The following is a 14,526-nucleotide window of genomic DNA, read 5'->3' on the forward strand; positions in this document are numbered from 1 at the left end:
ATTAGATAAGCTTACTAGCCAAAATGGTGAGCTAATTCGTAGTCAAAAAGATATGGAGCTTAGGCTAGTCAAAATTATAAGCGAAGATTTTGCCTACGATTTAGTAGCGCCAAATGATTATAGTGAGAGTCAAGATAGCATAATAGCAACTGAGATTTTAAAAAATTTAAATAGTGTAATGAATAGCGAATTTAAAAAATTAGCTCAAGATTATGAAGAGACTACAAATTTGATAAAATCACAATCAAAAAAGATTGAATCGATTAAATTTGATTTAAAAGAATTTCGCCAAAAGCAAAAAGCTTTAAAATCGCTTCAAGCTAAGCAAAAGAAAAATTTGGAGATTTTAAACCAAGATAAGAGTATATATTCTAAAAAATTAGCCAATATCAAAAAGCAACAAGATGAGATGCGAAAAACGCTTGAGAGCTTACAAATTCTAGCTATAAAACCAAAAGAACAACCAAAGCAGCAAACCCAAACCAAAGCCACAGCTAAAAACGATGATGTAAGAGTGATAGGTACAAGCTATCAAGCTGGGAATGTAAAGCGATATAATGGAGCTAAAACTATTGCTCCACTAGATAAATTTAGTGTTAAACAAAAATTTGGTGATTATGTTGATCCGGTTTATAATATTAAAATTTTCAATGAATCTGTTGTGTTGCGCTCAGCTACTACTGATGCAAGAGTTAAAAATGTCTTAGCTGGAACTATTGTATTTGCTAAAGAGACTCCTGTATTAGATAAGGTTGTGATTGTTGAAAATAGCAATGGAATTCATACAATTTATGCCCATTTAGATAAGATTGCTCCTACTATTAAGGTTGGACAAAAAGTTAAAAAAGGCTATGTTATTGGAAGAGTTAGACAGGACTTGACTTTTGAAGTAACACAGAAAAATTATCATATAAACCCACTTGAATTGATATCAATGAAATGATTAATCTAAATTTAGTCTCAATTATCATGGTTGATTAATGCATTTTTTAATTTGTTTTAGATATAATTGCCAAATTTTATGGAGATAGTAATGAATAAGAATAGGCGAATTTTAGTTAAATTTTCAGGAGAGGCGCTTGCTGGCGGTAATGGATTTGGGATCGATTCTAAGATCTTAAAGTATATTGCTGGTGAGATAAAATCACTAGTAAATAGTGGCATTGAAGTTGGTATAGTAATTGGGGGCGGTAATATTATCCGTGGTGTAAGTGCGGCTGAGGGCGGCATAATTAAAAGAACAAGTGGCGATCATATGGGTATGCTAGCAACTGTTATAAATGCAATTGCAATGCGTGAGGCTATAGAGCATTCTGGAGTAGATGTTAGAGTACAAAGTGCTATTAAAATGGAAGCAATTTGTGAGACATTTATTACAGGTAGAGCGCAAAGACATCTACAGAAAAAAAGAGTTGTAATCTTTGCAGCTGGTACTGGAAATCCATTTTTTACCACTGATACTGCCGCAACTCTTAGAGCTATTGAGATAGATGCAGATATGATTATCAAGGCCACAAAAGTAAATGGCGTATATGATAAAGATCCAATGAAATTTAGTGATGCTCAGCTTTTAAATGAGCTAAGCTATGAAAGAGCAATGGAAGATAATATTAAGGTTATGGATGACACTGCTATAGCTCTAGCTAAGGATAATTCTTTGCCAATTGTAGTTTGCAATATGTTTGAAGAAGGAAATTTGCTAAAAATTGCAAATGGTGATTATAGTAACTGCTCAGTTGTTAAAAGCTTATAAGAAAGGATAATGATGAGAATAGAAGAGATTGCAGCTAAAGCTTTAGAGGCCGTAGGTGATGATAGATATCAATTGGCACTTTTAGTAGCAAAAAGAGCTGAAGCTATAGCAAATGGTGCTCCAATTTTAGTAGATGTTAATGCTCAAAAGATGAAATTTACAGATATTGCGCTTTTAGATAGCGCAAGGCAAAATCGCTTTAGAGGGAATCGTTGAATCAAATAGATAGCGAGCAGCTTTTAGAGCAGCTCATTGATGATGTTGTCTGTGCTAAAAGCATAGAATCGGCAAAGGATGTTTTATACTCAGTAGCTAAGCCTACTGGAATGTTGCTTAAAGCAGTGGATTACTGCATTAGGCTACATGATGGACAGTTTAGAAAAAGTGGTGAGCCATACTCGATACACCCGATTTTAGTCTGTTCATTTGTAGCGCATATGGGCGGTGATGAGAGTATGCTTATTGCTGCATTGCTACATGATGTAGTAGAGGATACTGAATGCAGTGAAGAGGAGTTGCAATTTGAATTTGGCGAAGAGGTCGCAGTGCTTGTTCGTGGGCTTACAAAAATTGTAGCAATTAGAGAAAATGAGTTAATTAGCTCAAGTTCTAATGAAAAATTAGCAGCCTCAGCTTTAACATTTAGAAAGATGCTTTTAGTATCAATAGAAGATGTTAGAGTTCTTATTATTAAATTATGTGATAGACTTCATAATATGCTTACTTTAGGCGTATTAAGACCAGAAAAACAAAAAAGAATATCAGAAGAAACATTGGTAGTTTATGCGCCAATTGCTCATAGACTTGGTATCTCATCTATCAAAAATATATTAGAGGATTTAAGCTTTAAATATGTTATGCCTAAAGAGTATGCTGGAATCGAGTCATATATTAACGAGCACAAACAGCAGCTTCAGCTTAAAATAAACTCATTTAGTCAAAAGGTGAGTGAAAAGCTTTTAGCGCATGGATTTTCTGAGGATAGCTTTGTAATACAAAAACGTATTAAACACTACTATTCAATATATTTAAAAATGCAAAGAAAAGGCATTAGCCTAGAAGAGGTTTTAGACCTTTTAGCAATTCGAATTTTAGTACATAATCCAAAAGATTGCTACTTAGCACTTGGGGTTATTCATATGAATTTTAACCCTTTAATATCAAGATTTAAAGACTATATTGCTCTACCAAAACAAAATGGATACCAAACCATTCATACAACAATTTTTGATAATAAGACTATTATTGAGGCACAAATTCGCTCTTATGATATGCACAAAACTGCTGAATATGGTGTGGCGGCTCATTGGAAGTATAAAAGCGGAGGTTTAGTCTCTCCTAAGCTTGATTGGTTAAGCGATATAAAAGCTCAAGAAAGTGATGATAAAAGCATCGAGGATCTTTATGAATATGCTAAAGATAGCTTATATGTCGAAGATATCGCAGTTTATTCGCCAAAAGGTGGGATATTTACTTTACCTAGAGGCGCTACGGCGTTAGATTATGCTTATGAAATTCATTCAGAAGTTGGACTACATGCTAAAGAGGCCTATATAAATAGAGTAAAGGTTCCACTTTTGACTGAGCTAAAAAATGGTGATATTGTTCGCATTATTACAGGTGATGAGGCTAAATATCGCTGTAGCTGGCTTGATAGTGTAAAAACTGGTAAGGCAAGGGCTACTATCAGAAGCTTTTGCCGTCAAAAGCTAAGAGATATAAATTATCAAGTTTCAATTGATATTTTAGTTGCTATATTTAATGTCACTGAAGCTAAGATTTTAGAATGGTTAGAACAAGAGGGCTTGAGTAAAAAAATTTCAAAAATCTCAACAGATTCAGTATATTTACAAGAAGTGGTTCAAATTTTAAATACTCATTCTAAAAAAGATAAGCTATTTTCACTTAAATTTAGTGATAAGCATGAGATTAAAAAGCAAAAATTTGATAATATTGTAGTTTATTCAAATTTTAGCATTAAGAGTGTGGATTTTGATTATTGTTGCAATCCAAAACGTGGCGATGATATTATTGGCTTTAGAAATGGTAGCAATGTTACAGTTCATCACAAGCTTTGCGAGAGAGCTGCAAAACTCATGAGCGATAAAGAGGAAATGATCTTTGTCAAATGGACAAGAAATGCCCCGCATAGATATAAAGTAATTGTAAGTATTGAAAATAAGCGTGGAAGTTTGGCTGAGTTTTTAACCTATCTTGCTAAGTTAAATGTTGATTTAGTTACTATTACGCTTAGTGAGAGTGACGATTTGATTGCTGCTGATTATTTTGATGTAGTGATAGAATTAAGCGAAAATTTAGATAGTTCTTCAATTAGGGATAAACTAAAGGATCGCTATAAAATAGCTGAATTTAGTTCGCTAAGTGACGCATATAAAAATTAAGGAAGATGTATGATAGCTAAAATTATGAGTGAGATCAAGCGTGGAACGGCTGAGATAATCGACTATGAACGCATTGAAAATTTGATCAAAAACTATTATGAAAAGGGTGAGAGGTTCTATATTAAAGCGGGCTTTGACCCTACGGCTCCAGATCTTCACCTAGGTCATACTGTAGTGCTAAACAAGATGAGACTACTACAAGAACATGGCGGTATAGTGCAGTTTTTAATTGGAGATTTTACTGCAAAAATTGGCGATCCAACCGGTAAGAGTGTAACTAGAAAAATCTTAAGCGATGAAGTAATTGCTCAAAATGCTAAAACATATAAAGAGCAAGTTTTTAAAATATTAGATGAGAGTAAGACAGAAGTAATGTTTAACTCTGCTTGGCTTAATACTTTAGGCGCTGATGGACTTATTGCACTTGCTAGTACTTTTAATGTAGCTAGAATGCTTGAGCGTGATGACTTTACTAAAAGATATAAGGCTGAGACGCCAATTGCTATTAGTGAGTTTTTATATCCTCTTTTACAAGGTTATGATAGTGTGGCGATGAAGTGCGATATTGAAATGGGTGGAACAGATCAGAAATTTAATCTTTTAATGGGTAGAACACTTGGTCGTACTTATAACATTGGCAAAGAGCAAGCTATCATTATGATGCCACTTCTTGTTGGGCTTGATGGTGTTAATAAGATGAGTAAAAGCCTAGGCAACTATATTGGTGTAACTGAATCAGCCAATGATATTTTTGGAAAAACTTTAAGTATTAGCGATGAGCTTATGTGGGTTTGGTATGAACTGCTTAGTAGTTTAAGTAATGATGAGATAGAAAAGCTAAAAAGTGATGTAGAAAATGGCACACTACATCCAAAGATTGTTAAAGAAAATTTAGCCTTAGAGCTAGCTGCTAGATTTAATAGCATTGAAGAAGCTCAAGCTGCTAAAGATGAATTTAATAGAGTTCATGCTAAAGGGCAACTTCCAAGTGATATGGCTAAATTTGAGATAGAGGCTGATGATATCTGGATTGTAGAAGCGCTTAGCCTATGCAAGCTTGCTGGGTCAAATTCAGATGCTCGCCGCCACATTAAGGCAAATGCTGTAAGTGTAGATCAAGTTAAAATCAGCAATGATCAGCTAAGACTTGGTAAGGGTGAATATGTATTACAAGTTGGTAAAAAAGCTTATGCTAGATTAGAGGTAAAATAATGGAATTAACAAGTTTAAAAATTGGCAAATATGAGATTAAATATCCTATTATCCAAGGCGGTATGGGACTTGGCATAAGCTGGAATAGGCTAGCTGGTAATGTGAGCTTAAATGGCGGACTAGGTGTAATTAGCTCAGTTGGAACTGGATACTATGAACATAGAGCTCATATTACAAAAGAGTTAAATTCAAAACCATATGATAGTGTAAATTTTTACTCTAGAAATGGCTTTAAAGCCATAATTGACAATGCACGCAAAATTTGCGGTGATAAACCACTAGCAGCAAATATAATGTGCGCTAGCAATGATTATGCTAGAATTGTAAAAGATGCTTGTGAACACGGCATAAATATTATAATTTCAGGGGCTGGGCTTCCAACAAATTTACCAGAGCTTACTAAGGGTTTTACTGATGTAGCACTTGTACCAATTGTTAGCTCAGCTAAGGCATTAAAGATTATATGCAAACGCTGGTATGACCGCTATAATCGTCTTCCAGATGCAGTAGTGCTAGAAGGGCCATTAAGTGGCGGACATCAAGGATTTACCTATGAGCAGTGTCTAGATCCAAACTATCAGCTAGAAAATCTTATTAAACCAGTAGTAGATGAGGCTTCTAGATGGGCTGAGGTAGGTGGAAACCCAATCCCAGTAGTAGCAGCTGGCGGTATTTGGGATCATGATGATATTGTTAAGGTAATTAACCTTGGAGCCAGTGGTGTACAGATGGGGACTAGATTTATAGGAACTCATGAGTGCGATGCAGCCGATGGATTTAAAGAAGTTTTATTAAATGCTAAAAAAGAAGATATTAAGCTAATTAAAAGCCCTGTAGGCTATCCAGCACGTGGAATTCAGACAAATTTATTAGATTTAGTAGAGAAAAATGCTGGCCCAAAAATCCAATGTATTAGCAACTGTGTATCTCCTTGCCAGCGTGGTAAAGAGGCTAAACAAGTAGGATATTGCATAGCTGATAGGCTCTATGATGCAGTAAGTGGCAATAAGGAGACTGGACTATTTTTTAGTGGAGCAAATGGATATAAATTAAATGAGATAATTAGCGTAAAAGAGCTTATGAAAAAGTTGGTTTATGGGGAAAATAGCTAAGCTTTTACTTCCATTTTTTCTTGCTGTTTTTGCCTTTGGTGGTGGTGTTTTTGATGAATTTGATAATAATTTTGCCAAGGCAAATAAGCAAGATAGAATCCAAATTTACCATGAATTAAAGGGTCTCTATCTTAGTTCTATTTTAAATAATAATGATAAATTAAAGCTAGAATGCCTTGAGAGATTAGTAAGTGGTGGCAAGAGCCTTGGGATTGATTATAGTGTTTATGCTAATGAGTTGGATTTGCTTAGTTCAAAATTTAGCAAATTAAAACCAAAAGTAGTAGAAACTAAAAAGCCAGCTCAGTTAGCTAAAAATACGACCAGTAAGATAGCTCAAAAAATAGAGTATAAAATCCTATCTACTAGTAGTTCTAAAGATGAATTTATCATTAGACTAAATGAAAATAGCAGCAATATAAAAATCAAAAAATCTCAGCTCAACACAAATAAAAGCTATCGTCAAATTTTTGATTTTGATGGTGTTTTGACTACATCATATAAAAATAAAAAAAGTCAAATTTCAGATCAAATAAGAGTAGCACAATTTGATAAAAATAGCGTTAGAATTGTATTTACAAATGATACAAAACAAGAGATTGATTACACTATTGATGATAAAAATATAATTTTTAGCATAAAAAATAGCACTCAAAAAGCAACTACTAAAACTAAGAGCGCTAAAACAGACCAACAAGCAACTCAAAAAACAAAGACTAATGAACAAAAGCAAAGTCTAAAAACAGCTTCAACTAAGCCTGATGTCAAAAATGATACGCAAAAAAATATTAGTAAAACTACAACACAAAAGGCACAAGCAAGAGGTGCAAATAAAAATAGGGTAATCGTATTGGATGCAGGGCATGGCGGCAAGGATGCAGGCGCTGTTGGAAAAAATAAATTATATGAGAAAAATATCGTTCTTAGCATTGCTTTAGAGACTGGCAAAATTCTAAAAAGTAGGGGATACAAGGTATATTTTACCAGAAGTAATGATAAATTTATAGATTTAAGAGATCGAACAAGCATAGCAAATGAGAAAAAAGCTGATATTTTTATCTCAATTCATGCAAATGCTGCTCCAAATGCTAAAAAAGCCAAAGAGATGCAAGGAATAGAGACATATTTTTTAAGCCCAACTAGAAGCGAGAGAAGTATGCAAGTTGCAAGCCTAGAAAACAAAGCCGACACTGATGAGATGAATTATTTTACTAAAATTAGTTATTTAAATTTCTTAAATCGTGAAAAGATTATTGCTTCAAATAAGCTCGCAATAGATGTACAATCTAACTTGCTAGGAGCAGTAAAATCTAAATTTAAAGTAATAGATGGTGGAGTAAGGGAAGCGCCATTTTGGGTTTTAGTAGGTGCGCAGATGCCTGCTGTATTAATAGAGGCTGGATATATATCCAATGATAAAGACCATAAGCTACTATCTAATAAGGTATATAGAGATAAGATCGCCCTTGGTATAGCTAATGGAATTGATGATTATTTTGTTAAAAATAGATGATAAAATATCAAAATAATGCACTTTATAACTCTAAATTTGATGATATATATTTTAACACTTATGAGCCTTTGGCTGAGTGCGAATATGCTTATAGTAGTGCTTTGGATGAAATTAATAAGAGCAATATTGTAGTAGCTGAGGCTGGGTTTGGTACGGGGTTAAATTTCTTTTGTACTATTGAAAAATTTAAAAGCTCAAATAAAAAGAGTCTTCACTATATTGCAGTTGAAAAGTATCCATTTAGTAAAGATGATTTAGCCAATATCTATAAAGAGTTTGGACTTGATAACACTATTTGTAATGAGTTTTTAGATAATTATCATATTATATCAAATTCGCTTTTGCGTATATATTTACTAAATCGTACAATTATTCTTGATCTATATTTTGGTGATATTTTAGAGTTTTTAGAAGAGTGCGAGTTTAGAGCTGATATTTGGTATTTAGATGGTTTTGCCCCAAGTAAAAATCCGCAAATGTGGAGCGAAGAATTTTTATCAAATTTAGCTTGTTATTCTTATAAAGATACGATAGTTAGAAGTTTTAGCTGTGCTAGAGTCGTGCGTGATAGGCTTAGTCAAAATGGATTTGAGGTTAGCAAGCTCAAAGGTTATCATAAAAAGCGAGAGATGTTAAAAGCTATTTGCATCAAGCCAAAGCATATGATAAAAAAGCAAATTTGGTTTGATTCTCCAGTAATTACAAAACCAAAAACTATCTTAGTGGTTGGTGCTGGAATTTCTGGATTAGCTATTGCTACGCTATTTAAAGAGGCAGGATTTGATGTTGTTGTAGCTGAGGCTAATGATAAAGCTGCACAAGGTGCAAGTTCAAATTTGGCCGGAATTTGCGCTCCGCTTATTACTCAGCCAGGTGTGATTTTAGGCGATATGCATATGAGCAGCTTTTTGCTATCTAGGCAGTTTTATAAGCAATTTGGTGGTGATTTTGTAGATTTTTGTGGGTGCGATGAATATCTAGTAAACAATAAATTGCTAGACAAATTTAGTCATAATAGTAAGTTTTTTAGCATTAGTAATGATATTTATCCTAAAGCAAATATTGATTTAGCTATGCAGATTCAACCTCAAAATCTTTGCCTTGCCTTGGCAAAAAATATTGATATTTGTTATGGATATGAGTATAAATCGCTCAAACAACTACAAAGCTGCTATGAGGTAAGTTTTAATAACTCAAATTCAATTAAAGCCGATCTAGTGATATTTGCTAATGGTCATAGAGCAAAAGAGCTTTTTGTAAGTGAGTTTAGTGACGCATATATGCAGCTTAGTTCTGTGCGTGGACAGACTACTTTAGTTAATGAGTTTGCGAGTCTTAATAGGCCGCTAAGCGCTAGAGGATATATTACAAAGGCTATTAATAAAGTACAATTAATAGGCGCTAGCTATGCTAGAGGTGATGAATACATTTGGCCTCGTAGTAGCGACGATGATGAAAATATAGCTTTAATAGATGAATTTTTAAATGGTAAAAAGCTAAATATAATTGGATCAAATGTTGGATTTAGAGGCTATAGCGGTGATAGATTTCCTATAATTGGTGGAATTCATAATGCTAGTGAATATATAAAAATATATAATTCGCTTTTATGGACAAAAAATAAGCCATCTAATCAATCTCCAGCTCACTATCTAAATTTATTAATATCTGCTGCTCATGGGTCTCGTGGGCTTAGTACCTCGGTTTTAGGTGCAAATATCTTGCTTGATATGGTTTTAGGGCGTCAAATTTGTGTTAAAAAAAGTATAATTAACGCACTAAATCCATCTAGATTTATAATTAGAAAGCTGAAAAAAGGCTTAGTAAAATCAAGTAGCTAAAATAGTAAGCTAATTTAATAATAAATTTAGTTAGAATTAGCAAAACTATAAAAGGATGGTAAAATGCATTGGCAAGATACACAAATAGCAGTTGTCGAACATGGCGGTAGATTTTTTGCTTTAAATGGTTGGAATGATGAGTATTTTGATAGATGCTGGGAGTGTTCTAGCAAAGATGGTAAAAAATTTGATAGTATCGTCAGCGATGAAACATATAGAATTTGGCACGATGAAAATGGCGTAAGGCTAGAACCTAATTGTTTTGGAGCAAAGGATGGTACTGAATATATGTATAAGGTTTTAGTGCCATATTCTGGAGCAGCAAATAGTCTAAGTGGTGAAATTTTGCGTGCAGTTTTATGTATTGAAAATAAAGAAGCTATGGTCTCTGGAGCTATTAAATTTTTAGAAACTCATATAGATGATGATATTACTTTGGCGCTTTTAGAATCTGTAAAAGATGGCGATAATTCTAAATTTGTTGAGCTAAAAAATAGAATAGAAAGCGATATATATGCTAAGTTTTTAGCAAATGAATTTATAGATAATTATGAAGATTTTGAGGATTTGGCAGATTAATCTGCCAAATTTTATGACCACGGCAAGCCGTTACTTAACTCATTAAGATCGCTTTTATATTTTGATTTTAGTGAGTTTATGTAGTTTTGGTTTTTATCCATTAAAGCGGCTAATTCTATATTAAGTGAGTTTATAAATTTGGTAATAAATGTAGAATTTCCAGTAAATTCACTCTCAAACTCATAGTAGCTTAGCTCATTTAATATTCTCTCATTTATCTCGCTAAGTCTAGGATAATACAGACTAAATGCAAGCGGATCAGACTCGTAGTCTTGGCTACTTTTTTCACACTTTTGAGCGATAAAATTTACACTTAATCTAATTGCATTTTGATAGTTTGCACTCACTTTAATAAAAACCCTTTCAAAAAATAACCCTAAATTTGCGAATTTAGCCAAAAATAAGGTCTCAATATGACTTATAAATAAAGAGTATACTTCGCTTGAGAATTTACGAATATCAGCAAAAAGAAGATCAGAATGCAATATATCAGATTTTCTAATGCTTTCATATTTGGCTTTATAGCGAAGCGTAAGCTCTTTTAATTCATCAAATATGGCTTGTAAATCAGCTAGAATTTCATCTTCAAATTCACTTAAATCTCGTCTAAATTTCTTAAATATCTTAGCAAATTTCTCATCATTATATATAAGTTTGCCTAAAATCTCATCTCTATCAAGGCTTACTCTTTCATACTCTACTCTCTCAAAGCTATTTTTGCTTAGCAGGCCGCTTTTTTCTTTATAATATGCTGATTTTTCATTTTTTAAAGCACCATTAATCTCGCCAGCTATTAATGCTGCATTTTGTTTGATTGCTTCAAAAAATATCTCAAATTTAGAGTTATATTTACCTTTTAACTCTTCAAATTTTATATTGGTTTGGTCTTGAAATTTAGTAAAAATATCTGAAATTTCATCTAAAATCTTTATAAAATATAAATTTTGATTTTGTGATGATATGAGTATATTTTTGCATGTGGATTTGATAAAATCCTCTTTGGTATTTGCAATTCTATCTAAAAACTCAAATACCGCTTCAAAGCCACTATTTGGATTATTTTCTCTTTGTAGTTTAGCTGATATTGCAGCTACGGAGCTAAAGTGAGTTGAGTATGTTGTATTTGCGTGAGTAAGTACTCTAGTAATATCCTCATCACTTAGTTTATCTTTTTGATTTAGTAGTGCAATTGCATTTTGTCTTAAATTATCTGGAATAGCACTAAGCTCATCAAGTTCGCTTTTTCTAGCAGCATTATCAATAAGACTAATCCAAATAAGGGCTACGGCCTCTTTTAAAATCATCTTTGTCTCATATGTATCAGCATCGCTTCTAGAGTTTAGCCCTGGAGTATCTATAAAGCTTATCTTTTTTAGTATCTCGTTTGGAGCGTAGATTGTTAGATTTTTGACATCTTTTAGAGCGTGGCGTTGATCGACAAAGGCGCTAAGCTCATCAATATTTTTATACTCATCTCTACCATCGTTGTGTAGAATTTTTAACATATAGTTTGGTGCGTATTTGATAAATGTAGGCTTTGCTGTAACTGGTACAACTCCAGTAGGCAAGATATCTGATCCTAAAAGAGCATTTAAAAAACTAGATTTGCCACTACTAAATTGTCCAACAATAGCTACAAGTGGAGGTTCGTGACCTAGGGTGCTAAGATAGTTTAATCTATCAATTAACTCTTTACTAGGGTGAAATTTAGGCTCACTAATAAGAGTAAAAAATCTCTCTAATTCCCCGATAAATCCATCATCAAAACTTATTTGATATACTCTTTGGTACTCTTTTATAAACTCTTTTAGCATAATTCTATCCTATTTTTAATCTCTTGACATTGTGCGATTTTGCTATCTATATTAGCTATTAATTGTTCTTTATCTTTTATATTATCAAATGTTGATTTTGCTAGTAAATTAACCTGTTCTTCTTTTGCTTTTAGATGTTCTTTGATTGAATCCAATTCAGATTTTATGCTTGATATATACTCTTTTGTGCAAGCAGTCGCAAGTGTGCTAAGTTTGTTTGGTAAATTTAAATTTGCTATAAAGTTATCAAAAATTATAGTCAAATTTGCCCCTATATTTTCAATATTTTTATCACTTTTTATCGCTTTATTTACATCTTGATTTAAGATTTCATAGTTTATTTTTGGTAGATGTTCATCTATATAAGATCTAATATCAGGCAGATTTAAATTTGCATTTTTTGTTCCAAGCTTTAACTCTAAAATTTTACTAGCTGAGTCTATATCTTTACTAATTTGCTGTTTGAAATCTCTGAAAAAATCTATAAAAGAGTCATTAAATCCACTCTCAATTATAACGCCAAGGCGTGCGGTATCTAGCTTTATTTTTTTATTTGAGGCGTATTTGACATCGCTTATTACTCTATCTTTAATTTTTGCACTTATAGCTTTTAGTGTAGCGTTGCTATTTTCATTGTCATAATTTAATCTATTTAGCAAATTTTCAAGTTCGCTATTTATGCTATTTGTAAGAGAGTTTATCTCATCTATCTCATTTTGTAAAGAATTAGCAATCTCTTTGGCTGTGGATGCGTCTGAGGTTAGGGCCGTTTTTTGCGCTTTTAAGTCATCATCTATTAGTTTTGTGATATGAATTAGCTCTTTTTTATAATTATCTATAATTAGGGTCGCTTTTTTTGAATTCGCACCAAAAAAACTCTCATAAAGGTAGCTTTTTAACTCATCAATACCTATATTTTTAATTGCTGAGATGGTAAAAAACTTCGTATCATCGGCCAAACTCTCATCAAAGCCGCACTCAGCAAGTTCGGTTTTAATACTATTTTTAGTATAGTTTAGCACCTCTTTTATATCATATTGACTAAGTATATCAACATGGGTAACCCCAATAATTAGCCCGCCACTTTTACCATTTTTTAGCGTGTTTACAATAAATGTCATATCTTTTTTAGTAGCACTTTGACTAGCGTTCATTAGGTGAAGTGTAAAGTCGCTTTGACTCATATAGTTAGCTGTTAAAATCTCACGAAGCACTACTGCATCATCAACCCCTGGAGTATCAACTATATCAATTCCATCTTTTAATATATCAAGTTCAATACCCAAAATAACCTCTTTTACCATCTTGCTAATCTCATTAGCAGCTGTAGTATAAGATTTTAACTCATCTATTGGAACGATTTTATCTTCTAATTTTTTTGGCTCTAGACCCATTGATTCTAGATCATTTGGCGACCAAAAGCAAACTTTGGCATACTCATCTTTACTATATGTTAAGATACTTAAATTTGCAGTTTCTGGGATATTTGATGCACCTAGGATTTTTTTATTCATTAAAGCATTTAAGGTGCTGCTTTTACCAGCATTTATAACTCCAGTAACTGCTATTTTAAATTTAGAATTATTAGCACTTTCATATGCATTGCTTAATCTTTGACTAACTTCATTAAGCTTAAATTCACTTAAGATTTGATGAATTTCATTTAGCGTATGTAGATTTTTATGAAATGGCTGAGTATTGATGCTATTTTGTATAGTAGAGTTTAGCTCAAGACTATTTATAAAATCATTTATAAGATTATAACCATTAAAATCTATAATCTCATTTTTTGCTAGTTCATTTAATCCATTTATTACTTTTTGATTATCTATTTTTATAGATTTTATAGCATTGATTATACCGATTTGACTTAGCTGAACGCTATACTCATTTAGGCTTAAATTTGCTCTTGAAAATATATCTTTTAAGCTTTGAAGTTTGATTAATCTATCATAATTTCGTGGCGTGATAGATAGGATTATTGCTGCTTCATCGCTACTAAATTCACTTATATGATTTTCATCAACATATAGGGCTTTAATTCCCCAAATTTGTTCTAATATTTCAACCATTTTTTACCTTTTTAATTCTTAATATTAATAAAATTAGACCTAAAATCAAAGCCAAACCAAATATAATAGCAGAAATTTGCGCCATATTAATTAGCTTTAAGTTTGGAAGTAGATACCAGCCATTTTGATATAGTTCGATTAGATATGCTTGAAGCGGGTCAAATTTAGCGTTAAGTGGTGGCATTGGCATATCCATTCCACAATCTCCAGTGGCACGAAATAGTGATG

At 32.6% G+C, this 14,526-nt stretch carries 10 protein-coding genes and 2 pseudogenes; 9 read left to right on the top strand and 3 right to left on the bottom strand.

The genetic code is table 11. The features are described from left to right. From J6V67_RS06185 to J6V67_RS06225, 9 genes and pseudogenes are all read left to right on the top strand, one after another. Positions 1 to 943 (top strand): murein hydrolase activator EnvC (locus J6V67_RS06185; RefSeq protein ID WP_291860275.1); only part of this gene is annotated, 943 nt, incomplete at its 5' end. 90 nt (positions 944 to 1,033) lie between these two features. After that, a complete protein-coding gene (gene pyrH / locus J6V67_RS06190; protein ID WP_291860278.1) occupies positions 1,034 to 1,753 on the top strand; it encodes a UMP kinase in 720 nt (239 codons plus the stop codon). Positions 1,754 to 1,765: 12 nt separating this feature from the next. Then, positions 1,766 to 1,982 (top strand): annotated as a pseudogene (locus tag J6V67_RS06195) (DNA-directed RNA polymerase subunit omega). After that, a complete protein-coding gene (locus tag J6V67_RS06200; protein ID WP_291860281.1) occupies positions 1,966 to 4,155 on the top strand; it encodes a RelA/SpoT family protein in 2,190 nt (729 codons plus the stop codon). The pseudogene J6V67_RS06195 and the gene J6V67_RS06200 overlap by 17 nt, the downstream one beginning before the upstream one ends. A 9-nt stretch (positions 4,156 to 4,164) precedes the next feature. Continuing rightward, complete coding sequence (gene tyrS, locus J6V67_RS06205) at positions 4,165 to 5,367, top strand: tyrosine--tRNA ligase (protein ID WP_291860284.1); 1,203 nt, start codon at positions 4,165 to 4,167, stop codon at positions 5,365 to 5,367. Then, the gene (locus tag J6V67_RS06210; protein WP_291860287.1) at positions 5,367 to 6,479 is read left to right on the top strand and encodes a nitronate monooxygenase; all 1,113 of its coding nucleotides are present in this window, start codon (positions 5,367 to 5,369) and stop codon (positions 6,477 to 6,479) included. Before tyrS ends, J6V67_RS06210 begins: the two co-directional genes overlap by 1 nt. Beyond that, complete coding sequence (locus tag J6V67_RS06215) at positions 6,463 to 7,992, top strand: N-acetylmuramoyl-L-alanine amidase (RefSeq protein ID WP_291860290.1); 1,530 nt, start codon at positions 6,463 to 6,465, stop codon at positions 7,990 to 7,992. Before J6V67_RS06210 ends, J6V67_RS06215 begins: the two co-directional genes overlap by 17 nt. After that, entirely contained in the window at positions 7,989 to 9,833 is a 1,845-nt protein-coding gene (gene mnmC / locus J6V67_RS06220; RefSeq protein ID WP_291860295.1) for a bifunctional tRNA (5-methylaminomethyl-2-thiouridine)(34)-methyltransferase MnmD/FAD-dependent 5-carboxymethylaminomethyl-2-thiouridine(34) oxidoreductase MnmC, read from the top strand. The genes J6V67_RS06215 and mnmC overlap by 4 nt, the downstream gene beginning before the upstream one ends. Before the next feature lie 63 nt (positions 9,834 to 9,896). Further along, positions 9,897 to 10,412 (top strand): hypothetical protein, encoded by a 516-nt coding sequence (locus J6V67_RS06225; protein WP_291860298.1) that lies wholly within the window; start codon positions 9,897 to 9,899, stop codon positions 10,410 to 10,412. A gap of 11 nt (positions 10,413 to 10,423) precedes the next feature. Here the strand turns inward: J6V67_RS06225 and J6V67_RS06230 are convergent, their stop codons facing one another. From J6V67_RS06230 to J6V67_RS06240, 3 genes and pseudogenes are all read right to left on the bottom strand, one after another. After that, positions 10,424 to 12,226, bottom strand: a complete 1,803-nt coding sequence (locus J6V67_RS06230; protein ID WP_291860300.1) for a dynamin family protein — start codon at positions 12,224 to 12,226, stop codon at positions 10,424 to 10,426. Then, the gene (locus J6V67_RS06235) at positions 12,220 to 14,298 is read right to left on the bottom strand and encodes a dynamin family protein (RefSeq protein ID WP_291860303.1); all 2,079 of its coding nucleotides are present in this window, start codon (positions 14,296 to 14,298) and stop codon (positions 12,220 to 12,222) included. Before J6V67_RS06235 ends, J6V67_RS06230 begins: the two co-directional genes overlap by 7 nt. Further along, a pseudogene (locus tag J6V67_RS06240) lies at positions 14,291 to 14,526 on the bottom strand (disulfide bond formation protein B); the annotation flags it as partial. The pseudogene J6V67_RS06240 and the gene J6V67_RS06235, both read right to left, overlap by 8 nt.

This window comes from Campylobacter sp., from assembly GCF_017646085.1.
In the GTDB taxonomy this organism is placed as follows: Bacteria; Campylobacterota; Campylobacteria; order Campylobacterales; family Campylobacteraceae; genus Campylobacter.

Excerpts from the sequence above, each read along its gene's own strand:
- pyrH (WP_291860278.1), top strand. The coding sequence starts at position 1,034 with ATGAATAAGAATAGGCGAATTTTAGTTAAATTTTCAGGAGAGGCGCTT.
- tyrS (WP_291860284.1), top strand. The coding sequence starts at position 4,165 with ATGATAGCTAAAATTATGAGTGAGATCAAGCGTGGAACGGCTGAGATA.
- J6V67_RS06210 (WP_291860287.1), top strand. The coding sequence starts at position 5,367 with ATGGAATTAACAAGTTTAAAAATTGGCAAATATGAGATTAAATATCCT.
- J6V67_RS06215 (WP_291860290.1), top strand. The coding sequence starts at position 6,463 with ATGGGGAAAATAGCTAAGCTTTTACTTCCATTTTTTCTTGCTGTTTTT.
- mnmC (WP_291860295.1), top strand. The coding sequence starts at position 7,989 with ATGATAAAATATCAAAATAATGCACTTTATAACTCTAAATTTGATGAT.
- J6V67_RS06225 (WP_291860298.1), top strand. The coding sequence starts at position 9,897 with ATGCATTGGCAAGATACACAAATAGCAGTTGTCGAACATGGCGGTAGA.
- J6V67_RS06230 (WP_291860300.1), bottom strand. The coding sequence starts at position 12,226 with ATGCTAAAAGAGTTTATAAAAGAGTACCAAAGAGTATATCAAATAAGT.
- J6V67_RS06235 (WP_291860303.1), bottom strand. The coding sequence starts at position 14,298 with ATGGTTGAAATATTAGAACAAATTTGGGGAATTAAAGCCCTATATGTT.